Consider the following 26,773-nt stretch of genomic DNA (forward strand, 5'->3'; position numbering starts at 1 on the left):
TCTTGCTGAGGATATGGACATGACAACAGATACAGCTACACAAAAAATTGATCGCGGGGAAGCGATTCAAACACCTAAAAAGATTTGGATTACCGCATTTATATTCGCTTTTTTAACATTGTTATGTGACGGGGCAGATTTGGGTTTTTTGGCATTGAGCCTGACCAGTCTTAAAACAGAATTTCATTTAACAGGTGTACAGGCGGGAACATTAGGTAGTTTAACACTTTTAGGTTCAGCAATTGGTGGCCTGATTGGTGGTTGGGCCTGTGACCGCTTTGGTCGGGTCCGCATCATTGTATTCTTTATTGCTTATTCTTCAGTTTTAACTAGTGCGCTGGGTTTTACTGATTCTTATATGCAATTTGCAGTTTTAAGAACTTTTGGGGCGATGGGCTTAGGTGCGCTCTATATTGCCTGTAATATTTTAATGTCAGAAATGGTGCCAACCAAACATCGCTCGACTGTTTTGGCTACACTTATGACAGGTTATACCTTAGGTTCTTTGTTAGCGACTTTATTAGCAGGTCATATTATTCCTGAACATGGCTGGCGTTTCCTTTATTGGATTGCAATTACGCCTGTGGTGTTATCAATTTTAATGCACTTTTGTGTACCTGAACCTGAGTCTTGGAAAAAAGCACGTCAATTAAAAGCGCTAGAAGTCGCTCAAAGTAACCAACCTAAAAAACGTCAAAACCCATATCTTGAAATTTTGAGAGATAAGAAACACGGCACCATGTTTGTACTTTGGATTATTAGTACAGGTGCATTGCAGTTCGGTTATTACGGGGTAAGTAACTGGTTACCGGCGTATTTAGAGTCTGATCTTGGTATCAAGTTTAAAGAAATGGCCATGTATATGGTCGGTACTTTCCTGATTATGATGTTTGCCAAAGTGATTGCAGGAATCGTTGCCGACAAATTAGGGCGCCGTGCTGTATTCGCTTTCGGAACCATTGGTACAGCCTTATTTATTCCAGTCATTGTCTACTTAAATACACCAACGAATATTTTATGGATGATGCTGTTCTTCGGTTTCCTTTACGGTATTCCTTACGCAATTAATGCCACCTATATGACAGAAAGTTTCCCGACCTCTATTCGGGGCTCGGCAGTGGGTGGCGCTTATAACATTGGTAAAGTACTTTCTATTTTCTCTCCATTAACAATTGGTTTTCTATCTCAAAATGGCTCGATTGGTTTAGGTCTATTAGTGATGGCGGGTGCTTACTTTATCTGCGGCGTAATTCCATTGTTATTTATTAAAGACCGGTTATTTAACCCGCAAAAAGCCGAATAACGATTTGATCTGTTAATTCAATTTAAGGATGAAAAGGGATAAGTGAGATGATAAATAAAATCACTAGCAATATTGAACCGATTTTAAAGGCAATTCCTGATGGAGCGACCATCATGACCAGTGGCTTTGGGGTTACAGGTCAACCTGCAGAGCTCATCGAAGCCTTAATTGATCTGGGAAAAAAAGAGCTGACCATTGTCAATAACAATGCCGCTTCCGGTGATCGGGGATTAACAAAATTGATCATCGCCGGATGTGTAAAGAAGATGATCAGCTCATTTCCAAAGTCAGCAGGTTCAACAGTATTCCAGGACTTGTATCGCGCAGGAAAAATCGAGTTGGAACTGGTACCCCAAGGCAATCTGGCATGCCGTATCCAGGCCGCAGGTGCGGGTTTAGGGGCAGTTTTTACCCCGACAGGTTATGGAACCAAAATTGCTGAAGGCAAAGAAACCCGCAGCATTAATGGGAAAAACTATGTGCTTGAATATCCGATTGATGCTGATTTTGCCCTGATTTATGCCGATAAAGCCGATCGCTGGGGCAATTTAACCTATCGCAAGGCGGCACGAAACTTTGGCCCGATTATGGCCAAGGCTGCAAAAACCACCATTGTTCAGGTTAACGATACGGTTGAGATAGGAACACTCGATCCCGAGTGCATTATTACTCCGGGAATCTTTGTACAACATGTTGTGAAAGTAGGAGATATCTAATGTCAGTTCAAAAACGCTCTCGTGAAGAGATTGCCATGCTGATTGCACAGGATATTCCTGAAGGTGCATATGTCAATCTGGGCATTGGCCTTCCCACCAATGTCGCCAAGTATCTGCCTAAGGATAAGGAGATATTCCTGCATTCTGAAAATGGTGTTCTGGCTTTTGGGCCACCTCCACAACCTGGAGAAGAAGATGAGGATCTGGTTAATGCTGGCAAGGAGTTGGTGACCTTACTGCAGGGAGGCTGTTTTATGCATCATGGTGATTCGTTCGACATCATGCGTGGCGGGCATCTGGATATTTGTGTCATGGGTGCCTTTCAGGTTGCGGTCAATGGGGATTTAGCCAACTGGCACACCGGCAAAGCTGATGATGTACCTGCTGTAGGCGGGGCAATGGATCTGGCGGGGGGCGCTAAAAGTATTTATGTGTATATGGAACATGTGACTAAAAAAGGTGAGGCAAAAATTGTTGAAGCACTCACATATCCCATTACTGGCGAGCAATGTGTCGACCGTATTTACACCGATTTATGCATTATTGAGCTCAAAGATCAGCAAGCCTATGTCAAGGAAATGGTATCAGGTTTAAGTTTTGAACAATTACAGGCGCTGACAGCCTGTCCATTGATTGATGCGCGAGTGGCTTAACTGAAGCACACGGAAACAAGTATCTTAAAGGATTAAAAGATGAAAAAACTCATTTTAGCGACAGCATGTGCTGTGGCTTCAGGGACTATTTTTGCCAATACGGCAACCACGACAGAACAAAGGATCAATCTGTTAGAAACCGAATTGCAAAAATTAAAGGCAGAGCTGCAAACACAAAAGCAGACGCAAAATAATTTGCAGGTTAAACAGGCAAAAATTGAAGAAAATGTAGAAAAAAATATTACTGCCGAGACGGCAAAGCCGATTGCACCGTCATGGGTGACCTGGACCGATAATGTAAAGGTGTATGGAATCGCCCGGCTGGATGCCGCAGTTGATTTTAAATCCTCACCCGATTCAGGCGGAAGAACCACCAGCAGTATTTATCGGACTCCATTTGAAAATGATAAACGCGCGAATCATTCCCGTTCCGATGCAAGTATTAATGCCAGCCGACTCGGAGTATATTTCAATAGTCCGGACAAGGCGGTCACAGGCAATGTCGAAGCTGATTTCTTTGACAGTTCCAATATGGGAACGGGAGATGGCAAGTTCCGTATTCGCCATGCCTATTTTACCTATAAAGACTGGACCTTTGGTCAAACCTGGTCATTAATGTCCAATATGGAAACCCGAACCGAATCTGTGGACTATACTCAGTTTATGGGGACGTCATATACCCGTACGCCGCAAGTGCGTTATGACTGGAAAATTGATCAGAATCACGACCTGAAAGTTGCTTTGGAGCATACCGGGTCACGGGTTTCCGCTTTTCCTTCATTGACGGGTCGATATACCTTTAAGCAAGGCCCTCTGACTGCATTGGCGCAAGGTTTCGTGAACGAAAAATCAGTCGATGTAGCCAAAGATACGGTCAAGAAAGTCAGTTGGGGCGCTGGAACAGGATTAAAATACCAATTTGATCCGCAACAGTCTGTTCAGGCGAATTATCAATATATTGTAGGGGATCAGAAGTTCATGCCTTATACCACGCAAAGTGGTTTGGCAAATGCAACTGCATTGAATGCGGCAGGTGATTTCTCTTTAAATCAGGATAAAACCGATTTGCTGATGAATAAACTGCATAGCTTTAATATTGGTTATTCATATAAATTCAATGATCAGTGGCGTAGCAATCTATCTGCTTCTTTATTTGAATATGATTACAATACTGAATATGCCAAGCTGAATCAGGATGCGAATAAACGTTTAACCGATTATGCTGCCAATATCTTTTATTCACCAGCTGAGCAAATTGATATCGGGCTCGAATATCATCAGGGCAAACGTGAAGTATTTGATGGCAGAACAGCGGATGTATCTCGTCTTAACTTTGTATCGATGTACAAGTTTTAAAAATAGGACAGGCTAAATGGAAAAAATGATTCGGCCCGACACAGACACGCTATTGTCAAAAAGTTTTATTTTCATCATGGCAGTGACATGTGGCCTTTGTGCAGGGTCGAACTATTATAACCAGCCTCTGATTTATTCAATTGCTCAAGCCTTGCAGGTGAATGCAGAGCAGGTGGCTTTTACCATCGTCATTGGCCAACTGTCTTATGCAGTTGGTCTTTTTATTTTGGTTCCGCTTGGGGATTTTTTTGAAAAGCGGCGCTATATCTGTGTGTTGATGTGCTGCACCGGATTTGCCCAAGTAGGCTTGTCGTTTAGCCAGTCCTTGCCGGTACTGTATGGGTTCACCTTTTTAGCGACTTTCTTTTCGATCGCAACACAGGTGTTGGTCCCATTTGCCTCAGGATTGGCGAGACCTGAAAAAAGCCCGCAAATTGTAGGGACCTTAATGAGCGGTTTATTTCTTGGAATTTTACTGGCCAGATCAGTTGCAGGGTTATTATCTACAATCTGGTCGTGGCATGCCGTCTATTTATTAAGTGGTTTGTTGATTTTAGCGTTTGCAGCAGTGATGTGGTTAAAGTTACCCGATGCCCGAAAATCTCATCAATTAACGGTTCTACAAATTTATCGTTCTTTATTTTCTTTGGCGACACATCAACCCCATTTACTCCGTCGTGGTCTGGCGGGCGGGATTGGCTTCGGTATTTTGGCACTTATTTTTACCACCATGACCTTTATTCTCGCCAATGCGCCATACCACTTTAATGACTTCCAGATTGGTCTATTTGGTATCGTTGGACTGGCAGGGGTTTTTGCAACGCCGTGGGCGGGAAAGCAGATTGCAGCAGGTGGGGAAAATCGGGTTGCGCTGATCTGTATGTGGTTACTGATAATCGCCTGGATACCGCTGTATTTTGCTCAGCAGTCATTATTTGCCTATGCCATCGGGGTTATTCTGGCTTACTTTGGTTTGTCTGCCTTTCATGTTTTAAATCAAAATCTGGTGTACCGGATTTCCGCAGAAGCACGTTCCCGTATTAACTCGATTTATATGACCCTGTATTTTGGTGGCGCAGCATTAGGTTCCTTCATTGCTGTGTATGCATGGAAACATTGGGGATGGCCGGCCTGTGTAGCTTTGGGGCTTAGCATGGCTGTGATCAGTTTTATGATTGATCGTCTGGATTTTCGTGCAGTAAAGAATGCTGAGCTGGAGAAGCAAGCCTCATAAAGAGGCGCTTTCTTTCTAGGCCTTGCGAATAATCATTAAAGTCGCAGCAGCAAATGCATACACTTTTCCATTCTCATCTACGATTCTACCTTCAGTCGTAATGATATTTCGTCCGGCATTAATCAATTCGGCCTGCGCGTAATAAATACTATCAACTTGCATAGGACGAATCATTTTTACATTTAAATCAATGGTTCCATAGCCAACGCCATGTTCAAGTAAGGTATGTGCTGCACTCCCTGTGACAGTATCCAGCGCTGTTGCACAAAAGCCGCCATGCACACCCCCCTGTATATTTCGATGTTGCTGTCCAGGGGTCACTTTATAAGTCGCTTTTCCTTTTGAGACTTCGATCAGTTCCATGGGAATGGTGTGAGCCATGGGAGAAGCAGAGACCTCACCATTTTTTAAAGCCGTTAAGAATTCAAGACCAGTGTATTTCGGGTTATCCATAAATCATCCTTGCAAGTCTAAGCAATCTCATCAACATACTATAATTTAATTTTTTACGGAATATAATTTCGTAAAACAAAATTTTATTTTCCGCTTTATTTTTTATGGAAATGCATTTTAGATTTATATTTTTATATGTATACAGTGTCTTACGGTTTTTTTTAATGTGAATCTGGAAGTGGTTTTACAAAATTTAGGCCATTAAAATGAAAATAAATTTTGCAATAAGAAATTTATTTGATATTTTTAAAGTCAGGAATAAGAAAAGTTCATTCAGGCACATCGCTTGATTGCATCTTGGTGAAAGATAGATAAGGAAAAAACCATGCCTTTATACAAAGCCCCGCAGCGCGATATGCAATTTGTGCTGCATGAATTGCTTCAAACCGAACAAAATTACCAAAAATTATCTAAATATCAGGATGTCGTCAGTCGTGAACTGGTGGATCAATATTTAGAGGCTGCAGCAGATTTTTGTGAAAATGAACTGGCTCCAATCAATCAAAATGGCGATCAGGAAGGTTGTCATTTAAACCAAGGTGTAGTCACCACCCCGAAAGGCTTTAAAGAAGCTTATGATAAATATGTGGAACTCGGTTTTACTTCCCTCACAGCCGATCCTGAATATGGCGGTCAAGGTTTACCGACACTGCTGCGTATCGCGATTTCAGAAATGTTGTGTGGCTCGAACTGGGCGTGGGCGATGTATCCGGGTTTATCCCATGGCGCGATGCGTACCATTGAGCATCACGGCACTGAACAGCAGAAACAGCTATTTTTAACCAAGTTAATCACAGGTGTCTGGACCGGCACCATGTGTTTAACAGAGTCGCATGCAGGGTCTGACCTGGGGCTGATCCGGACCAAAGCGCTACCCAATCCAGATGAAAGTTATGCCATCACGGGGGAAAAGATTTTTATTTCTGCAGGGGAACATGATCTTTCTGAAAATATTATCCATATTGTGTTGGCGCGTTTACCCGATGCTCCTGCGGGTACCAAAGGAATTTCGCTGTTTATTGTGCCTAAATTGAATGTTGATGATCAGGGCAATCTTCAAGGCCGAAACAATGTGCTGTGTAGCGCGATTGAGCACAAGATGGGAATTCATGGCAATGCCACCTGCGTTTTAAATTTTGATGCTGCAAAAGGTTATCTGATTGGCCCTGAAAACCGTGGGCTCAACTGTATGTTTACCTTTATGAATACCGCCCGCATTGGCACTGCTGTGCAAGGACTGGCTGCCTCCGAGATTTCATTTCAGGGTGCTTTAGCCTATGCCAAAGATCGTTTAGCGATGCGTTCTTTAGCGGGTGCAAAATGCCCCGAGCAGAATGCAGATCCAATTATTGTCCATCCTGCTGTTCGCAGCATGTTGATGACCCAAAAAGCTTTCTCTGAAGGAGGAAGGGCATTGGCTTATTTTCTGGCGCAGCATGTCGATATTGTGGAAAATTCAGATGATTCCGAACAACGGAAAATGTCGGATGAATTACTGGCCTTGTTAACGCCTATTGCCAAGGCTTTCCTGACTGAATCGGGAAATGAGTCTGCCAAGCATGGCATGCAGGTCTTTGGCGGGCATGGATTTATTGTTGAGCATGGCATGGAACAGATTGTGCGTGACGCAAGGATTTCCACCTTGTATGAAGGCACCACTGAAATTCAGTCTTTAGATTTACTGGCACGGAAAGTATTGAAGTCTGAAGGCAAACTGTTAAAAAACATGACCGATTTAATTGAGCAGTGGGTTATTGAGCATCAGTCCAATACAGCCCTGTCAGCTTACGGGGAAAAACTCACTGAACTGAAGCAGCAATGGTTATCGCTGACCCGCGATATTGCACAAAAAGCCAAGCAAAATCCTGAAGAAATTGGTGCGGCTTCGGTCGATTATCTCTATTTTTCCAGCTATGTGGTTTTTGCCTATCTTTGGGCACGGATGGCTCAGGTTGCACAAGAACAGTTGCTTGCAGGAACGACAGAAGAAAAGTTCTATCAGGCCAAACTCACGACAGCCAAGTTCTTCTTTCAGAAATTATTACATCGTACCCAAGCACATGCCGCTGCTATTGCATCTGGAGCTGAGGCTGTGATGGAGCTGGATGCAGCGGCTTTTGCATTCTAAGTCTGCGCGGAACGGTCTGGATTTATTTAGGAGTCTAAACAGAAATGGAATTTGAACATATTTTGCTTCGTCAACATAATCGGGTCGGTTATTTGACGCTGAATCGTCCAGAAGTGCTGAATAGTTTTAATGAACACATGCATCGTGAAATTGCAGCAGCTTTAGATCTGTGGGCAGTTTCGAAGGAAATCAAAGTGATCGTCATCTCTGGCGCAGGCAAAGGGTTTTGCGCTGGACAGGATCTAAGATCACGGGGGATGGATGTTATTGCTGCGCCGGATTATGATGCAGGCGCGGCTTTAGAGAAATTCTACAATCCGCTGGTACTTAAAATTACAGACATGACCAAACCCGTCATTGCTGCGGTGAATGGTGTCGCTGCCGGCGCAGGTGCCAATCTGGCATTGGCCTGTGATTTGGTGGTGGCTAAACAGTCTGCTGCCTTTATACAGTCTTTTTGCAAGGTTGGCCTGATCCCTGATGCGGGGGGAACATGGAATTTACCGCAACTGGTCGGTTTGGCCCGTGCCAAAGGGCTGACCATGCTGGGAGAAAAGCTTTCTGCCCAGCAAGCCCTGGATTGGGGGTTAATCTGGGAGGTCTATGAAGATGAGCTGTTCGAAGCAAATGTCACCGCATTGGCTGAACAGTTGGCCGAACGTCCCGGTAGTTCAATTGCATTGATAAAAAAAGCGTTAAATCATGCTGCAGACAACACGCTTGCTGAGCAGTTGCAACTGGAGCGCGAATTTCAGCGTATCGCAGGACAATCAGACAATTATAAAGAAGGTGTGGCCGCATTTATGCAAAAGAGGAAACCTGACTTTAACTAGATGCATTGACTATGCATGGCCTTTACATCTAAAAATGAAAAAGAGTATTTGCTATCGGAAGCACTTAAATAGGGATATAACATGAGTTTAAAAGAAATGGTTTCGACAACCGAATGGGACGCGCGTTGTCAGTTAGCGGCTTTATATCGATTGATTGCCTATTATCGGATGACGGATCTGATCGATACCCATATTAGTCTGCGTGTACCTGATGAGAAGGGGCATTTTCTGATTAATCACTATGGCATTCCATTTGAAAAAATGAAAGCCTCGGATCTGGTGAAAATTGATGGTGCAGGCAATATCGTAGAAGATTATGATCAAGGTAAAACAGTCAATGTCGCCGGTTTTGTCATTCATTCCGCATTGCATGCCGCGCGTGAAGATATTCACTGTGTCATTCATACCCACACTGCCGATGGGATTGCAGTTTCAGCACAGCAGCAGGGTTTGTTGCCCATCTCACAACATGCACTGAAATTTTATAAAAAAGTCAGTTATCACCAGTATGAAGGTGTCGCACTATCGACTGAGGAAAGAGTACGTCTGGTTCAGGATCTGGGCAATCATTGTGTCATGATTTTAAGAAATCATGGCTTGCTGGCAACAGGAGATAGTGTGCAGCGTGCTTTTCATGAAATTTATTTTTTAGAACGGGCATGTCAGGCTCAGATCAAGGCGCTTGCGGGTGGGGCGGAATTGCATTTTCCTTCCGAAGCGGTGTGTGAACATACAACCCAGCAGTTCGAATCTAACGGTGTTGAAAAAATTATTCTAAATGCTTGGAACGCCGCCTTGTCATTGATTGAACAGCAGCGTGAGGAATACTGTACATGATTGTAATTGCAACCACGGTGCCCAAGGTACAAAAATGGCTTGAAGATGCATTTTTACAATATGCTCCATCAGGTTCGTACTGTCTGGCAGACAGTGAGCAGGCTCAATTTGCTACCACGGCAGTTTCATGGTTTCCCGATCTGGATCATCTGGAGAAGTTACCTGAATTAAAACTGATTCATTCAATGGCCGCTGGCGTTGAGCACCTGAATCTACAAAGAATTGGTTCACAATATAAAGTATGTCGGGTGGTCGATCAGCTCCATCAACAAGGGATGTTCGATTATCTGCAATGGGGTGTTTTATATTATCAACGGTTCTTTGATCAGGCCTTTGCACAAAAGCAGCAACAACGCTGGCGACAATACCCGCAACGAGCGCATGCTGATGTGAAAATCGGAATTATGGGCCTCGGGCAAATGGGTGCCTATATGGCGAAACAGTTTGCCGCACTGGGTTATCAGGTTGCTGGCTGGTCTCGTAGTCCTAAACAGATCGCACAGGTCACATGCTATGCCGGCGCTGAAGATTTTCATCAGTTTTTAGCACAGGCTGAAATTCTGATTAACTTATTGCCACTTACGGAAAGTAATCAGGGGATTTTATCAAAATCTTTATTTGACCAGCTTCCTGAACAGGCCTGTATCATCAATTGTGGTCGTGGTCAGCATCTGGTTGAGCAGGATTTATTAAGTTATCTGGATTCTGGACGTTTACGTGGCGCGATTCTGGATGTTTTTAGCAAAGAGCCCTTGGCTGAAGATCATCCACTTTGGCAACATGAAAAAGTGGTGATCACGCCGCATGTTGCTTCACATGCACCCTGGTCAATTGTGGTGAATCAGATTTTGGAAAATGATCAACGGGTGATGCAGGGCCAAGCTTTGTTCAATCAGGTGGATACCTTAAAAGGCTATTAAATCGGGGAAACGGCTATTTGTGTGGATGATCATTTATTGCAATTGATTTTGAATCGGCTGGCGGAGCCACTCCCTTTTGATGGGACTGACTCAGCCAGTGATTTATTTTTTTAAGTGTTGTTATTCAGCTGAGTTGATAGCTCATCCCAGCGTTGTTTCGCAGATTGCATCGCCTGCATTTTAACATGGCCAAAGCCACGTACTTCCGCTGGAAGCTCGGCAATCTGTGCAGCCACCGTCAAATCATACTGTTGTGGTGCTGCAACCAGTGCTTTCACAAAGTCAATGTAGCGATCACGCCAGGCATGCTCATGTTGGCGTTCTTCCTGACGTGCAAATGGATCAAGGAAGGTTTCGCGCAGCCATTGTAAGCGGGCAAGTAACATCATCGGGAAGCGCATCCAGTAACCAAAAATGCGTTTGCGCACGTTGGTACCCAGTGTCGGTGGGGCAAGGTGATAGGATAAACGTACCCCACGTCCGAATTGTGATTCGATTGATTTTTTAAAGCTGGCTCCTGTGAGCAGGCGCGCTACTTCATATTCATCTTTATAGGCCATGACCCGATAAAGCTGTGTGGCAATCGTGCTGGCCAGTTCTTCCGGCAATACCTTCGCGGCCTGTTCTGCAAGATTTCGGTATATATTGGCGTACGCATCATTCCAGTAGTCTTGCAAACGGACCGAACGATCATCAATCAGTTCTGGCAGTGTTTGTGGCACATGCTGTTTAGGTAAGCTATCCAGTAATCGCTTGGCCAGATCCGGATCGCTGGCGAGATGGCAACCTACACGGAAAGCTTCCAGATTCTTCTCGACTGCCGTACCGTTCAGTTGAATGGCTTTTTCAATGCTCTCACGCAGTAATGGAATCTGACCCGATTGCCATGCCATTCCCAGCAAGAGCTGGTTGGTAAAGATGGCATCGCCCAAGACCTGTGTCGCAATACGTGCAGCCGGTAAAGACACCAGTTTGCCCTGATCAACACGACCACGCAGACGATTGATCAAATCCGTAATCGGCGCAAACCAGTCACGTTTATTGATAAAGTCAGAGGTTGGGGAACCATCTTCATTGACGATCACCATCGCATCCGGTTTTAAACGTGATAGGGCGGCATTACTGCCTGCCACCACCGCATCGGCACCAATCAGAAGATCACATTGACCGGCTGGAATTTTGGTTGCAGAAATTTGTTCATCATCTGAGGCCAGCTGTACGTAGGAATAAACCGTACCGCCTTTTTGTGCCAGGCCAGCCATGTCCATGACGCGTGCTGCTTTACCTTCCAGATGTGCTGCCATACCGAGTAAAGCCCCGACAGTGACTACACCGGTACCACCCACACCACCGACCATGATCCGGCTTGGTGTACGATCGAGTTGAGGAAGAACCGGTCGTTCAGGCCAGCCTGGGGCAAAACCTTCAAACTTGTCGGGACGTTTCATATCACGGGTATGCACAGTCACAAAACTTGGACAGAAGCCTTCTACACAGGTGAAATCCTTATTACAACTGCTCTGGTTAATTTGACGCTTGGTGCCCAACGCGGTTTCGACCGGTTCAATCGACAGGCAATTTGATTTTTTCGAGCAATCACCGCAGCCTTCGCAGATATCGCTATTGATATAGAGGCGTTCAGCGGGGTCCGGATACATATCACGTTTACGGCGACGACGTTTTTCGCTGGCACAGGTTTGCACATAGACCAAAGCGGTAACACCTGAAATATCGCGCAATTCACGTTGCACCGCGTCCAGATCATTGCGGTGGCGGATTTCTACATTTGGGGCAAGGTGTTCTTCTGCATGAATCAACGCTGGCTCATCCGTTACGATGACCTGTTTTTTAATGCCTTCGGCATCCAGTTGACGCGTAAGTTGGGCGACACTCAAATGTCCATCGACATGCTGACCACCGGTCATCGCAACCGCATCGTTATAGAGGATTTTATAGGTGATATTGATATTGGCTGCAATGGCTTGTCGAATTGCCAGATAGCCTGAATGGAAATAGGTGCCGTCACCGAGATTGGCAAAAATATGCTTTTCATTGGTGAAATGTGAGGCACCAGCCCAACTGACGCCTTCACCGCCCATTTGCGAGAAGGTTTCTGTCCCACGATCCAGTGACACCGCAATATAATGACAACCGATACCGCCTAAGGCGCGACTGCCTTCTGGAACCACCGTGGAGGTGTTATGCGGACAACCGCTACAGAAATACGGTTTGCGGTCTGCAAGATCCAGTACACGGCGGGACTCCTGTTCTGCTTTTTGCAATAAATCGATGCGGTTCTGAATTTGTTGTCTTAAATTATGTGGTAAATCAAGTTGTAGAAAACGTGCCGCCAGCATTTTGGCAATCGGTTCAGGCTGGAACTCATAATGACCAATCAGCGGCGCTTCTTCAATTGAGGTGCTCCATTCACCTTTACCATGAATTGCTTTGCCGAAGACGTGTGGGCGTTGCTGATCAGGCAGGGAATACAGTTCATCCTTGATTTGTGATTCAAGAATAGGGCGTTTCTCTTCCACCACAATCAGCTCTTGCAAGCCTTTGGCAAATTCACGAATTCCTTGCGGCTCTAGTGGCCAGATCAATCCAACCTGATAAACCCGTAACCCAAGCTGTTGTGCTGTTTCGTTTTCAATCCCTAGAATGCGTAAGGCTTCAATGGTGTCGAGATAGCCCTTACCGCTAGCAACAATCCCGATACGGGCATTTTCGCACGGCCAGGTGGTCTGATTCAGCTGATTGGCGCGGGCATAGGCCAGCACGGCGGGTAAGCGATGTTGATACAGGCGCTGTTCTTGCTGGATACCATGATCTGGCCAGCGGATATTGACGCCGTCTGCAGGGAAGTCCACATCTTCTGGAATCACGGGGGTGACCCGATCTAAATCCACATTGACGGAAGCAGAGGTTTCTACAATTTCACTGACCAGTTTCATTGAAGTCCATAGGCCAGCAAAACGTGACATTGCAACCGCATGTACACCCAGATCAAGAATATGTTGCACCGAGGTTGGATAGAAAATAGGAATGCCACAACCGATCATGACATGTTCAGATTGATGGGGGACGGTAGATGATTTACAGGAATGGTCATCACCAAATAAAGCGACCACACCGCCATGTTCAGCCGTTCCTGCCAGATTGGCATGACGTAGTACATCGCCGGAACGGTCTACACCGGGACCTTTGCCATACCACCAGGAGGTAACGCCATCATATTTTCCCTGACCTGCAAGATTGGCTTGCTGGGTGCCCCAGATTGCGGTTGCTGCTAAATCTTCATTGATACCGGGTTGAAAGACGACATGATGATCTTTAAGTATGCCTCCAATTTGCCAAAGGAAATTGTCATAGTTACCGACCGGGGATCCGCGATAACCTGAAATAAAGCCGGCAGTGTGCAATCCGTTCAATTCATCACGGCGAGTCTGTGCTAGAGGTAAGCGAACGAGTGCCTGAATGCCTGTCATATAGGCTGAACCGTGATCACTGATATATTTATCGTCCAGTGATACATCTTTAGTAGCGATCATTTTTGGAGTAACTTTTGTCGCTATATTCATTTATATCTCCTTAGAATTCTTCGTAGTTTTGACTACTTGTTTTTTCAACATCCGGTTGAATATTTGGAGTAAGTACATCATAAGAAAAAAGATTGAACAGTTCGGGTTAAAAAAAGAGCTGATCAATGTATGTACATTAATGTCATTGTGGTTGATCCAAACTGGTGCAACAATGCGTAATTTAGAAAAAGATATTTACGTTATGCGCAAAAATCTTGATGGTGGACTCTTGCATGCTATGAATGCCTTCCTGAAAGTGATTGATAGCGGGAGTTTCACGGCTGCCGCTGAACAGATGGAACTGACAACTGCGCAAGTTTCGCGATTAATTAGCGAATTAGAAGGGCGTTTAGGTACAAAACTACTACAACGATCCACCCGCCAGCACGCCTTGACCGAGATTGGTGAAAGCTATGCCGAGCAGTGCCGTCAGGTGCTTGCCATAGTGGAGGAGGCTGAAGCACAGGCAATGGGTATGGCCACCAAGCCGCAGGGCCGATTACGGGTGCTGAGTATGGCGAGTTTCGGTCATCATTATCTGGCACCGATGATGGCGGAGTTCTGTCAAACCTATCCCGACCTGACAGTTGAATATCGAACCTCACAAAATGTACCCGATCTATTGGGTAAGGGCATTGATGTCAGTCTCTACTTGACTGAGTCTCTGGCGGATTCGAGATTTGTAGCGCGTCGTATTGGTACGATTTTTTCGGTGTTATGCGCTTCACCTGCCTATCTGGAAAAGCATGGTGAACCGCACACACTGGATGATTTGCAGCAACATGCCTGTTTACGTCTGGTCAATCCTTCGATTACACCGCAGTGGCATCTGACCAGTGAAAATAGCTGTTCGTATCAGATTGATATCAATGGCCCACTCATTGCCGATACGCCTGAATTGCTACTGGATGTGGTGCAGCAGGATATGGGTATTGCCTTGTTGCCTACCTTTTCCTCTATCGATGCAATTCGCACAGGTCGATTACGCCGTATTTTACCAGCGTGGCGCTCTCCCGATATTGGGGTGTATACCTTGCTGCCGTCACGGGATTTTGTCGATGTCAAAACGCGGACATGGCTGGAGTGGGTTGAGCAACATGTTTCTCCAAAAATACAGCAGGATACCGATTATTTTTTATAAATTATTTGAGGTGTGGTAGTAAAGAAACCCAAAATAATAAGGATTAAAATTAAAAGTAGAAAATGCTTCTTTATAAAGAGGCATTTCATACAGAGATAAACCATAAATTTTAAAAAAATTGCATGAAGAATTTAATCCCAATTCCTGAATGAAATGAGATAAAGATGAGAGAGGATGATCTGGTACTTTGCCTAATATTAAGCCTTATACCAGATGCTGAGCTATTTTAATTTATGATTAGGCACACTTGGTTTGCCCATACGCATTGGCATAATTCGACAAGCTTTTTCGGTTGAGTACCTTGCTAATATTCTGGCTGGCCTGCATCAGTTTTTCCAGATCAATGCCCGTTTCGAAGCCCATATGAGAGAGTAGATAAAACAGATCTTCAGTCGCTACATTACCAGAGGCACCTTTGGCATAAGGGCAGCCCCCTAGTCCTGCAAGAGACGAGTCAAAAACACGAATGCCTTGCTGTAAAGACTGATAAATATTGGCAATCGCCATACCGTAGGTATTATGGAAATGCCCAGCTAAAACGGTGCTATCGAGTTCAGCAAGGCAGGCTTGCCAGACTTTCTGAACTCGATTTGGTGTTGCCGTGCCAATGGTTTCACCTAAAGACACTTCATAGCAGCCCATGTCATACAGTCGTTTCACAACTTTTACCACTTGCTCTGGGGCAATTGCGCCTTCATAGGGACAATCGACAATACAGGAGACATAGCCGCGCACACGGATATGCTGTGCTTTGGCTGCACTTAGCACATCCGTGAATTTTTCAAAGCTTTCGTCGATTGAGCAGTTAATATTTTTACGGGTAAAGCTTTCCGAAGCTGCGGTAAATACCGCCACCTCTTTGCATCCTACTGCTTGAGCAGTTTCAAAACCTTTGATATTGGGCGTGAGCAGGCTAAATTGCACATCGCTTGTTTGGGGCAATTGTTTAAATAGCTCATCACTCTGCGCCATTTGCGGCACCCATTTTGCCGACACACATGAACCGACTTCAATCGATTTTAGACCTGCATGAATCAGGTCATGAATGAAGTTTAAGCGTTGCTCAACGGTTAATGCCTGTTTTTCGTTTTGCAGGCCATCTCTGGGGCCGACCTCCACGATTTTGACAAACTCACTCATGCAACTTCCTCCTGCGCAGGCTGAAATTCCACAAGCTCGTCGCCAGCTTTGACCTGATCACCGACTTGGAAATAGGAATCTATAATCACGCCGTCTTTAGGTGCACGGATGGTATATTCCATTTTCATGGCTTCAAGCGTCATCAGAATATCGTCTTTCTTCACGTTATGATTTGCGCTTACTAACACTTGAGTGACCACACCCGGCATTGGTGCTTTTAGATGGCCTTCATCGGCTTGGTGATCTGCTTGATTAAAGTCTTGGCGAATGTAAGCAAACTTATAGCTTTGTCCATTTTGGAATAAGGTAATGCCTTGCTGACTTTGGTTAAACGATAGCTTTTGTTGAGTCCCAGCAATTTGAACAGAGGCCGTATGTGCATCGATCAATTCACCTGAAATCGGATAGCTTTGACCGTTATATTCTGCGGTGAAGCCATCTTTATTTGAGGCAAATTTAATTGTAATGGGCTGATCTGAATAGTTCAGTTTAATACTGTGCTGATAAGCAATATTTAAACGCCATAGGGGTTGAGCTTGCCAAAGCTGTTTCTGGCTTGAGCAATTGCTATCGAGTTTGCTAAGAAACTCAATAAATGCTGCTGTGACGATAAGCTCAGGTTTTGTCTGTTGCGTGTTAAATAGAAAATCATGTTCACGTTGAATCAGATTGGTATCAAGCTTGGCTTGTTTAAACGATTCGCTACGTACAATTTTTTCCAGAAAGGCAATGTTGTTGCCTAAGCCATCGACATGGAATTGGCTGAGCGCATGTTGCATTTGAATGAGTGCCGCTTCACGGCTTTTACCCCAGACGATCAGTTTGGCAATCATTGGGTCATAATAGGTCGTGATTTCATCGCCTTCTACAATACCGCTGTCGACACGTACATATTGGTTTTGCGTTGGGTAGTGCAAATAGTCAATTTTACCAATGGCAGGTAAAAAGCCTTTTTCAGGTTCTTCTGCATAGATTCGTGCCTCGAGCGCATGGCCGTGAATTTGCAATTGGTTTTGTAGTCTAGGCAAAGCTTCGCCATAAGCGACACGAAGCTGCCATTCAACCAAGTCTTCACCGGTAATCATTTCGGTAACAGGGTGTTCGACTTGTAGGCGGGTATTCATTTCCATGAAATACGCCGTACCGTCTTGTTCCACAATAAACTCAACCGTACCTGCCCCAACGTAATTTACCGCACGTGCAGCATCAATGGCCGCTTGACGCATTGCATCTAGCTTTTCGCTTGGCATTTGTGGCGCAGGGGCTTCTTCGAGTACTTTTTGATGGCGACGCTGTACCGAACAATCACGTTCAAACAAATGTACGTAGTTGCCGTGGGTATCACCAAATACTTGTACTTCGATATGTCGTGGCTGAATCACATAACGCTCAATCAAGACGTCATCATTACCAAAGCTCGATTTGGCTTCGCGTTTACAAGACGCTAAGGCATGCAGAAAGTCTTCACTGCGTTCAACCAGACTCATGCCTTTACCACCACCGCCAGCGCTGGCCTTGATTAAAACCGGATAGCCAATGCGATCTGCCTGTTGTTTCAGAAAATCGGCATCCTGGTTGGTTCCGTGATAACCCGGTGTTAAAGGAACACCTGCTTTTTCCATTAAAGCTTTAGAGGTCGCTTTTAAACCCATTGCTAAAATGGCATCCACTGGCGGGCCAATAAAGCAAATGTTATGTTGTTGGCAAGCGAGTGCAAACTGGTCATTTTCAGAAAGGAAACCGTAGCCTGGGTGAACCGCTTGGCTGCCTGTATCAATTGCTGCTTGAATAATGCGATCGGCTTGTAAATAACTTTGCGTTGCAGGGGACTGACCAATATAAACCGCTTCATCTGCAAGTTTGACGTGTTGTGCATTTGCGTCTGCATCGGAGTAAACGGCAACCGTTGCAATCCCTAATTTTTTAGCTGTACGAATTACGCGACAGGCAATCTCGCCACGGTTCGCAATTAAAATCTTTTCAAACATGATGATCGTCCTTAATTGTTGTTATTCGAGCTAGAAACCCAAGCAGGCTGCTGTTTATTTAAAAAGGCACTCAGACCTGCTTTTGCCTCACTACCTTGACGAACTTGAGCAATATGATGTGCTGTCTGTTGTAGCAAGTCATTGCTCATGGTCTGGTTGCTCACCATTTGAATGAGTTGTTTTGATGCCGCTTGAGCATGCGGGCCACCGAGTAATAGCGCATCAATAATGTCTTGAACTTTTTTATCCAAATCTTCGGCATCTGCCACTTCATGGGCTAAACCAATGTGTTTGGCTTCACCTGCCGAAATTCGCTCGGCAGTCAAGAAGTAACGAGAGGCTTGTCTTGCACCAATTGCCCGAATCACATAGGGACTAATGGTAGATGGAGCAAGCCCTAAACGCACCTCAGAAGTTGCAAATTTGGCTTCGGTGCTGGCAATGCAAATATCACAGGCTGATGCCAAGCCCATACCACCACCAAAGGCAATGCCATGCACGCGGGCAATAGTCGGTTGTTTTAGCCTTGCCAGTGCATCCAGCATTTGTGCAAGTTTTAAGGCATCTGCTTCATTTTCAGCTGAAGGTGCCTGACCTGCCTGTTTCATCCAGTTGAGGTCGGCACCTGCCGAAAAGCTTTTACCGCGACCTGCTAAAACCACAACGCGAATATCATCACGTGTATTAATTTGTTTAAAGCAGGCATGTAGCTCTTCAATGACGGTTGTATTAAAGGCATTGTGCAATTCAGGGCGGTTCAGCCAAACATAGGCCACCTGATCGTGTTGTTCGAGTTGTAAAAATTGATAGCTCATAGACACCTCTTACATGCGGAACACGCCAAATTTGGTTGGCTGGATCGGGGCATTCATCGCAGCAGCAAGACTTAAACCGAGTACCTGACGAGTTTGCGCTGGGTCAATGACACCGTCATCCCAAAGGCGGGCAGAAGCATAGTACGGATGGCCTTGGCGCTCGTATTGTTCACGAATCGGTTGTTTAAACTCGTCTTCTTGTTGCGCTGACCACTCGGCACCTTTTTGCTCAATCTGATCACGTTTTAAGGTCGAGAGTACGCTTGCTGCTTGTTCGCCGCCCATCACTGAAATACGAGAGTTCGGCCAAGTCCATAAAAAGCGGGGTGAATAAGCACGGCCGCACATTCCGTAGTTACCTGCACCAAATGAACCACCAATAATCAGGGTGAGTTTGGGTACATTGGCAGTGGCAACAGCCATCACCAGTTTGGCACCGTTTTTTGCAATTCCTTCATTTTCATACTGGCGACCCACCATAAAACCGGTAATGTTTTGCAGGAATAACAATGGAATATTGCGCTGTGTGCATAGCTCAATGAAGTGCGCGCCTTTCTGTGCAGACTCAGAGAATAAAATCCCGTTATTGGCAATAACCCCGACTGGCATACCATAGAGGGACGCAAAACCAGTAATCAATGTAGAACCAAAGCGCGTTTTAAATTCATCAAAACGTGAGCCGTCCACAATACGGGCAATCACTTCACGTACATCAAATGGTTTACGTGCATCACTTGGCACCACGCCATAGAGTTCCGATGCATCAAACAATGGTTCATCAACTTGTTTATTTAAGGCATTTGGCTTTTTATTGAGGTTCGCGACAATGTTTCGTGCAATCGCAAGCGCATGTTCATCGTTTTCAGCTAAATGGTCAGCTACACCCGAAAGACGTGTATGCACATCACCACCGCCTAAATCTTCACTACTGACTACTTCGCCAGTCGCAGCTTTGACCAGAGGCGGGCCGCCTAAGAAAATGGTCCCCTGATTGCGGACAATAATGGTTTCATCTGACATGGCCGGTACATAGGCGCCACCTGCGGTACAACTGCCCATCACCACCGCAATCTGGGCAATACCTAAGCTCGACATACGGGCCTGATTATAGAAGATCCGTCCGAAGTGATCGCGGTCAGGGAACACCTCATCCTGCATCGGTAAGAACGCACCGCCTGAATCGACCAGATAAATACAAGGTAAGTGATTTTGTTCAGCAATTTCCTGGGCACGTAAATGCTTTTTCACAGTCAGGGGATAATAGGTGCCACCTTTAACTGTTGCATCATTGGCGACGATCATGCAGGTCACACCGTTGACTTGCCCAATACCTGCAATCACGCCCGCAGCAGGAATGTCATCTTCATAAACTTTGTAAGCAGCCAACTGACCAATTTCTAAAAACGCGGTACCCACATCAATCAGTTGATCAATACGGTCTCGTGGCAGCAGTTTACCTCTGGCGAGATGCTTTTGACGGGCATTTTCACCGCCACCAAGCGCCACTTTTTGAGCAACCTGTTGAAGGTCTGCAACCAAGGTCTGCATGGCTTGCTGGTTGGTTTTGAATTCTTCACTTCGAACATTGATCTTGCTGTGTAATTGGTTCATACGCTGCGTCCTTATTGTTTATTATTATTTGGTTTCATTGAACAGTTCGCGGCCAATCAGCATACGGCGAATTTCAGAAGTGCCTGCACCAATTTCATAAAGTTTGGCATCACGCCATAAACGGCCTGCAGCGTATTCATTGATATAACCATTGCCGCCTAAAGTCTGAATGGTTTCACCTGCCATCCATGTGGCTTTTTCAGCCGCATATAAAATCGCACTTGCTGCATCTTTACGTAAGCTACGGTCATGATCAGCTTTGTCACAGGCTGCACCCACGGCATAGACCAGGGCTTTACATGCCAGCCAGGTGGAATACATGTCAGCCAGTTTGCCTTGCATAAGCTGGAATTCACCTAAAGCCTGACCAAATTGTTCACGTTCATGTAGGTAAGGAATCACCACATCCAGACAGGCATCCATAATGCCAAGCGGCCCGGCACTTAATACGGCACGCTCATAGTCCAGACCACTCATCAGTACTTTGGCACCGTTACCGACACCGCCCAACACGTTTTCGGCAGGTACTTCAACATTGTCAAAAAATAGCGGATAAGTATTGGAACCACGCATACCGAGTTTGTCTAAATGGCTGCCATGACTAAAGCCTTTCATGTCTTTTTCAATCAGGAAGGCGGTCATGCCTTTGGCACCTGCCTGTGGATCAGTTTTGGCATACACCACCAGTACATCGGCATCACCACCGTTGGTGATCCACATTTTCGAACCATTGAGAACAAAATGATCACCTTTTTGCTCGGCACGCAGTTTCATACTGACCACATCGGAACCTGCATTCGGTTCTGACATTGCCAAAGCACCGACAAAGTCACCTGAAATCAGTTTCGGTAAATATTTCTGTTTCTGTTGTTCGCTACCGTTACGGTTAATCTGGTTGATACATAAGTTGGAATGCGCCCCATAAGAAAGCCCGATGGAGGCAGATGCGCGTGAAATTTCCTGTAGCACAATGATGTGTGCCAGATAGCCTAAATTGGTGCCACCGTATTCTTCAGAAACGGTAAGACCGAGCAGGCCCATATCACCAAATTTTTTCCAGAGCTGGGCCGGGAATAGATTGTCCTGATCAACTTGCTGGGCAATGGGTGCAATTTCCTTTGCGCAAAATGCAGCTACTGAATCTTGTAGCGCAATTAACGTTTCATCCAGACCAAAATTCAAGCTACGTAAGTTCATTGTATCGTCATCCCATTGGTTATATTTGTTGTTCCAAAAAGCGTTGTTGTATGTGCTTAAGAAGTACCATACAATGATTTTTTGAAAAAGTGAATAGTGATTCATAAAATGATTTACAATCCATTTTATTTGGTAGAGAATAAAATTCATGAGCTATAAACGATCATCTTTGATGCAGGAGCGGATGGAACAAAATCGCAAAGCGATTTTGAGTTCAGCCAGAAAATTGATTTCGGAGGGAGGGTTCAAGGACGCACAGATACAAACTATTGCTGAGCAAGCACGTGTTTCAAGTGGACTGGTGTATCGCTACTTTGATAATAAAAGTCAGGTGCTGATTGAAGTTTTATCCGAGGCGATTAACACCGAACTGTTGGTGATTGACTCGATTACCGAAAGTAATTTAAGCGCACAGCAGAAATTACATAAGGCCGTCACCAGCTTTGTAAAACGGGCACTGAATAGTCCTCAGCTGGCCTATTCACTCATGTTTGAACCTGTTGATTCTACAGTTGAACATGAGCGTTTCCGTGTGAAACAGCTGATTAAACAAAGTATTAAGAAAATCCTTGCAGATGGAAATGCAAGTGGTGAGTTTGTGCTGGAGGATCTTAATACCGCAGCGCTGTGCGTGGTGGGTGCCATGACCTATGTGGTGGTTGAACCTTTAGATCCAGCACAAAATATCAAGTTTGATCAGCAGTATAAAAACTATTTTTCCAAGCAGATTGCTGACTTTTGTGTGGATGCGGTGCAAAAAAAGTAAGGCCAACAGCATCATTAGAATGACACAACAGGATGTTGGAAAAGTAGCTGTACTCAAAATAATTAGATGACTGAAAACAGAATTACAAAGAATCAAGGAGAGTGATTCAATGCAACAACAACGGTTAAGCTATGTCTCTGGAACCAGTTCTCAGCCCCTGTTGGGGATGACGATTGGAGAAAAATTTGATCAGGCCTGTGCGCAATATGCGGAGCAGGAGGCCATTGTCAGTGCTCATCAGAACAGACGATTGAGCTATAGGGCATTGCAGGATGAAGTCAATGCCTTTGCTTGTAGCCTGTTAAAACTGGGATTAAAAAAGGGTGATCGTTTAGCGATTTGGTCTCCGAATTGTGTGGAATGGACCGTGACGCAGTTTGCAGCCGCAAAAGCCGGCATTATTCTGGTCAATCTGAACACGGCTTATAAAAGCCATGAACTGGAATACGTACTGAATAAGGTGGCCTGTAAAGGGCTGGTCATTGCAGCTCAATTCAAGACCACAGATTATCAGGAATTACTAAGCAAGATTGCACCTGAATTAGCATTCAGTACAGATAAGGTTCTTCATTCAGCACGTTTACCGCATTTAAAATATGTCATTAAAATTGATGAACAACAGCATAGCGGTATTCACCGTTTTAGCGATCTGGTCGGACAGCCGACACCACAGCAACTTGAGCAGCTCAGTGCTTTAGCCCAGCATTTGCAGTTTGATGAAACCATTAATATCCAATTTACTTCCGGCACTACCGGCAATCCGAAAGGAACCATGCTGACTCATCACAATATTCTCAATAATGGTTATTTTGTCGGTGAAGGCATCGGGCTAACCCCGCAGGATCGGGTCTGTATTTCGGTGCCTTTATTCCATTGTTTTGGCATGGTCATGGGTAATCTGGCCTGTATCACCCATGGTTCAACCATGGTGTATCCAGCCGCCGTTTTTAATCCACTAGAGTCTTTAAAAACCATCCACCGGGAAAAATGCACCGCAGCCTATGGTGTGCCGACCATGTTTATTGCCATGTTAGAGCATGAGCAATTTACCGAATTCGATTTATCCAGTTTGCGTACAGGCATCATGGCAGGTAGTCCATGTCCACGAGAAATCATGCAGCGGGTCATAGACCGCATGCACATGTCTGACATTACCATTTGTTATGGCATGACCGAGACGTCACCGGTCAGTGTACAAAGTTATATTGATGATTCCATTGATAAACGGGTCAGTACAGTTGGACATGTACATCCGCATCTGGAAGTCAAAATTGTCGATCTGGAAGGCGAGATTGTTCCGCAAGGTGTGCTGGGTGAGCTTTGTGTCCGTGGTTATTCAGTCATGGCAGGTTATTGGGATGAGCCTGAAAAAACCAAAGAGGTCATTGATGCGGCAGGCTGGATGCATACCGGTGATATCGCAGAAATGGATCAAGACGGTTTTATCAAAATCAAAGGCCGCATCAAGGATGTGGTGATCCGTGGCGGGGAAAACCTGTTTCCGAAGGAAATCGAAGATTTCTTATATACCCATCCCGATATTTCGGATGTTCAGGTGATTGGTCTGCCAGACAGCCGTTATGGCGAGGAACTCTGCGCCTGCATTATTTTGCATGAACATCATCAATGTGATGAAGACAGTATTAGACACTTCTGCAAAGAACATATTTCACATAATAAAGTGCCACGCTATGTCAAATTCTTTGCTGAATTCCCTATGACGGCCTCAGGCAAAGCACAGAAATTTAAATTGCAGGAAATCATGCGTGCCGAGTTAAACCTGACAGCAGAAGTCTTTGATTAAAATTAAGCACGCTGGGATCACTCAGGATTTTAGCGATTGCTGAGTGCCACGTGACTAAAAAACAGGGGATGAAATGGCCAAAGATTTTAATAGCCAGAAAGTGGTGGAGCGTTATGACCAGCATATTCGTTGTCTGATTCCGGGCTACGAGCTGATGCATCAGCAAGTCGATGCCATTTTACAGGCCAGTTTGAGACGGGATGCGCATATTCTGGTGGTGGGTTGCGGCACAGGCTATGAGCTTGAATATTTACTGAATAAGCATCCGAGCTGGTCTTTTACTGCTGTTGATCCTTCTCTCGCCATGCTGCAAAAGGCTCAAGCGCAAATTCAGGCAATCGGGCAGCAAGCTCGCGTTAACTTTGTACATGGAGAGACAACTTGTTTATCCGAACTGCAAAGGTTTGATGCCGTACTTTGTATTCTCGTTGCTCATTTTATTGCGCATGAGAACAAGCCCGCTTTCTTTTTTGAGATGGCAAAACGCTTAAAAAGCAGTGGCATTTTATTGACCTACGATCTGATGCATTGTGAAGACACACTGCAAATGAAAGCCTTACCGTTGTTATGCCAGGCCAATGGACTGAGTGCAGCGCAGAGTCAGGCGATGATGGAACGTTTAGGACAGGATTTTTACACGCTGTCTTTCACGGATTATCAGCACCTGCTTAGTCAGGCTGGTTTGGGCAATGTCCATGTTTTTAGCCAGACCTTGGCCTATCAGGGGCTGATTGCACAGAAGAATTAAGCTGATCAGTGGCGATTATCATGTTTGGACAATTCGGCTTTGGCTTGCTGTTGCCATTTAAGAATAGAAAGACTTACCAAGGATTAAAACAGAGGAGCTAAAAACCAAATAAATCAAATGGTGTTGATTTTTAAAATAAAAAATGTGCTGTGAAATTGCCTTTCAGGCAAAGGAAAAACACAAATAAACAATGATCTTAAAAGGTCGGGAAGATCTGCGAACAAGGAAATTGATTTAAATGGATAAGTTTATTTTAACGGTACAAAAAAGCCTGTTGGCACTGTCGGTTGTAACGGTGATATCACCTGTTTATGCAGCAACGGATCAGGCCGAAATTGCGCAACTCCGACAGGAAGTACAAGAATTAAGGGCGATGTTGCAGCAATATGTGCAGCAAAAAGCTCCTGTACAACCTGCCAATCCAGTGGTTGTGACGGCTTCACCCCAAGCAACCGAGACGTCAGCCCCTAAGCTGAATCTGAGTAAAGGCGGTGCAGAGGTCAATTTATATGGTTATATCCGTGCCGATGCCTCTTATCAGGCCAAAGGTGCATCGACTATGTATAACAATATCAGTGGTGTGCCACTGGAACACACGGCAGAGGAAACGCAGCAAAAAGACCGTTTACATTCAACCGTCAATGTCACGCGTCTGGGGCTAAACTTTAAAACACCGAGTGTCGCTGGCGAAGTGGGCGGTAAGCTGGAAATGGATTTCTTTGGGGGAGCAACGCGGGATCAATTCCGTATCCGTCATGCGTATATCACTTTGGATCAGTGGCTGATCGGTCAGACCTGGTCAACGTTTATTGCACCTGAATACTATCCGGAAACGGTGGATGCCGGAACTTTTGTGGGCGGTGCCTTGCAACGTTCGCCGATGCTGCGCTATAGCGATAAGCTCTCGGCAAACACCAGTTTTGCGGTCGCGATTGAAGATCCAAAATATACTGCAACTTCAGATCCGGATAATGAAATGCGTATGCCTGCCTTGGTGGGACGCCTCAATCATAAATTTGACAATGGCTCGCTATTGTCAGGCCGAACGTTTATGGCTGAGAAAAAAACCAGTACCGACAAGCAATGGGCATGGGGTGTGGGGCTAGGGGGCAAATATCAATTGAGTCCGCAAACCTTCTTAAAGGCTGATTATTACCATGTCAAAGGGGATGGTCGCTTTCTGCTTTGGGCCAATAATAGTTATGTGATTGATGATCAAAATAATATTCAGAGCAACGAATTCGATACGATTTCTGCGGGCATCACCCATCAGTTTAATTCCCAGCTGCGCTCTACTTTAGGTTATGGCTATATGAAGGCCAAGGATGACAATCGCTTTGCTGAAATCCAGAAAAACAATCTCACCCAGAATAAAGAGTTATGGCAGGGCTGGATCAATGCGATGTACAACCCGTACAAGCCCATCACCTTGGGCGTGGAATATGTCTATGGCGAGCGTGAAACCTTTGACGGCCGTAACGGGATTGATAATCGCGTCAACATGATGGCAACTTATGATTTTTAATACATCTGAGAAATGATTATTAAG

General features: G+C 45.1%; 21 protein-coding genes. 14 read left to right on the top strand and 7 right to left on the bottom strand.

From position 1 onward, the window contains the following. Positions 1-19 precede the first annotated feature (19 nt). Genes J699_RS13130 through J699_RS13110 form a run of 5 tightly spaced genes read left to right on the top strand, consistent with a single transcriptional unit; the run spans position 20 to position 5,262 of the window. Positions 20-1,303 carry an MFS transporter gene (locus J699_RS13130; protein ID WP_199948790.1) on the top strand — a complete coding sequence of 428 codons (1,284 nt, stop codon included), beginning with the start codon at positions 20-22 and terminating at the stop codon, positions 1,301-1,303. 47 nt (positions 1,304-1,350) lie between these two features. Beyond that, entirely contained in the window at positions 1,351-2,019 is a 669-nt protein-coding gene (locus J699_RS13125) for a 3-oxoacid CoA-transferase subunit A (RefSeq protein ID WP_032866865.1), read from the top strand. Beyond that, positions 2,019-2,672 (top strand): 3-oxoacid CoA-transferase subunit B, encoded by a 654-nt coding sequence (locus J699_RS13120; protein WP_032882759.1) that lies wholly within the window; start codon positions 2,019-2,021, stop codon positions 2,670-2,672. The genes J699_RS13125 and J699_RS13120 overlap by 1 nt, the downstream gene beginning before the upstream one ends. A 39-nt stretch (positions 2,673-2,711) precedes the next feature. Beyond that, positions 2,712-4,028: an outer membrane trimeric porin-like protein DcaP gene (dcaP, locus tag J699_RS13115; protein WP_032866870.1), complete on the top strand. Its 1,317-nt coding sequence runs from the start codon at positions 2,712-2,714 to the stop codon at positions 4,026-4,028. 16 nt (positions 4,029-4,044) lie between these two features. Continuing rightward, on the top strand, positions 4,045-5,262 hold the full coding sequence (locus J699_RS13110; RefSeq protein WP_005287064.1) for an MFS transporter: 1,218 nt from the start codon (positions 4,045-4,047) through the stop codon (positions 5,260-5,262). A gap of 15 nt (positions 5,263-5,277) precedes the next feature. On the opposite strand, the gene J699_RS13105 is transcribed toward J699_RS13110, so the two are convergent. Beyond that, complete coding sequence (locus J699_RS13105) at positions 5,278-5,715, bottom strand: PaaI family thioesterase (RefSeq protein ID WP_032866872.1); 438 nt, start codon at positions 5,713-5,715, stop codon at positions 5,278-5,280. Positions 5,716-6,040: 325 nt separating this feature from the next. On the opposite strand from J699_RS13105, the gene J699_RS13100 reads away from it, so the two are divergent. The 4 genes from J699_RS13100 to J699_RS13085 all read left to right on the top strand — a co-directional run bounded on the left by J699_RS13100 (position 6,041) and on the right by J699_RS13085 (position 10,433). After that, a complete protein-coding gene (locus tag J699_RS13100; RefSeq protein ID WP_032866874.1) occupies positions 6,041-7,843 on the top strand; it encodes an acyl-CoA dehydrogenase C-terminal domain-containing protein in 1,803 nt (600 codons plus the stop codon). Between the two features lie 44 nt (positions 7,844-7,887). Beyond that, entirely contained in the window at positions 7,888-8,676 is a 789-nt protein-coding gene (gene paaG / locus J699_RS13095; RefSeq protein ID WP_032866876.1) for a 2-(1,2-epoxy-1,2-dihydrophenyl)acetyl-CoA isomerase PaaG, read from the top strand. Between the two features lie 81 nt (positions 8,677-8,757). Continuing rightward, on the top strand, positions 8,758-9,513 hold the full coding sequence (locus tag J699_RS13090) for a class II aldolase/adducin family protein (protein ID WP_032866878.1): 756 nt from the start codon (positions 8,758-8,760) through the stop codon (positions 9,511-9,513). After that, entirely contained in the window at positions 9,510-10,433 is a 924-nt protein-coding gene (locus J699_RS13085) for a 2-hydroxyacid dehydrogenase (protein WP_032882761.1), read from the top strand. Before J699_RS13090 ends, J699_RS13085 begins: the two co-directional genes overlap by 4 nt. Positions 10,434-10,543: 110 nt before the next feature. On the opposite strand, the gene J699_RS13080 is transcribed toward J699_RS13085, so the two are convergent. Next, positions 10,544-14,014 (bottom strand): indolepyruvate ferredoxin oxidoreductase family protein, encoded by a 3,471-nt coding sequence (locus J699_RS13080; RefSeq protein ID WP_032882762.1) that lies wholly within the window; start codon positions 14,012-14,014, stop codon positions 10,544-10,546. Between the two features lie 202 nt (positions 14,015-14,216). On the opposite strand from J699_RS13080, the gene J699_RS13075 reads away from it, so the two are divergent. Then, complete coding sequence (locus tag J699_RS13075) at positions 14,217-15,155, top strand: LysR family transcriptional regulator (protein WP_032868217.1); 939 nt, start codon at positions 14,217-14,219, stop codon at positions 15,153-15,155. Positions 15,156-15,392: 237 nt separating this feature from the next. Here the strand turns inward: J699_RS13075 and J699_RS13070 are convergent, their stop codons facing one another. From J699_RS13070 to J699_RS13050, 5 genes are read right to left on the bottom strand one after another with little or no spacing between them, the layout of a single operon-like run. After that, entirely contained in the window at positions 15,393-16,295 is a 903-nt protein-coding gene (locus J699_RS13070; RefSeq protein WP_032866882.1) for a hydroxymethylglutaryl-CoA lyase, read from the bottom strand. Beyond that, positions 16,292-18,283, bottom strand: coding sequence for an acetyl/propionyl/methylcrotonyl-CoA carboxylase subunit alpha (locus J699_RS13065; RefSeq protein ID WP_032866884.1), 1,992 nt, complete (start codon positions 18,281-18,283; stop codon positions 16,292-16,294). The genes J699_RS13070 and J699_RS13065 overlap by 4 nt, the downstream gene beginning before the upstream one ends. 11 nt (positions 18,284-18,294) lie before the next feature. Continuing rightward, entirely contained in the window at positions 18,295-19,098 is an 804-nt protein-coding gene (locus J699_RS13060) for an enoyl-CoA hydratase/isomerase family protein (protein WP_032866886.1), read from the bottom strand. A gap of 9 nt (positions 19,099-19,107) precedes the next feature. Further along, complete coding sequence (locus tag J699_RS13055; protein WP_032866889.1) at positions 19,108-20,709, bottom strand: carboxyl transferase domain-containing protein; 1,602 nt, start codon at positions 20,707-20,709, stop codon at positions 19,108-19,110. 24 nt (positions 20,710-20,733) lie between these two features. Further along, entirely contained in the window at positions 20,734-21,906 is a 1,173-nt protein-coding gene (locus tag J699_RS13050; protein ID WP_032868219.1) for an isovaleryl-CoA dehydrogenase, read from the bottom strand. 148 nt (positions 21,907-22,054) lie between these two features. Here J699_RS13050 and J699_RS13045 point away from each other — a divergent pair, with 148 nt between their 5' ends. From J699_RS13045 to J699_RS13030, 4 genes are all read left to right on the top strand, one after another. Then, a complete protein-coding gene (locus J699_RS13045) occupies positions 22,055-22,672 on the top strand; it encodes a TetR/AcrR family transcriptional regulator (protein ID WP_032866892.1) in 618 nt (205 codons plus the stop codon). A gap of 109 nt (positions 22,673-22,781) precedes the next feature. Beyond that, a complete protein-coding gene (locus tag J699_RS13040) occupies positions 22,782-24,476 on the top strand; it encodes an AMP-binding protein (protein ID WP_032866895.1) in 1,695 nt (564 codons plus the stop codon). A gap of 73 nt (positions 24,477-24,549) precedes the next feature. Beyond that, positions 24,550-25,224, top strand: a complete 675-nt coding sequence (locus J699_RS13035; protein ID WP_032866897.1) for a class I SAM-dependent methyltransferase — start codon at positions 24,550-24,552, stop codon at positions 25,222-25,224. A gap of 238 nt (positions 25,225-25,462) precedes the next feature. Then, positions 25,463-26,749: a DcaP family trimeric outer membrane transporter gene (locus J699_RS13030; RefSeq protein ID WP_032866899.1), complete on the top strand. Its 1,287-nt coding sequence runs from the start codon at positions 25,463-25,465 to the stop codon at positions 26,747-26,749. Positions 26,750-26,773 lie beyond the last annotated feature (24 nt).

Origin of the sequence: Acinetobacter sp. 1000160, from assembly GCF_000588715.1 — a bacterium.
Classification (GTDB): domain Bacteria; phylum Pseudomonadota; class Gammaproteobacteria; order Pseudomonadales; family Moraxellaceae; genus Acinetobacter; species Acinetobacter courvalinii.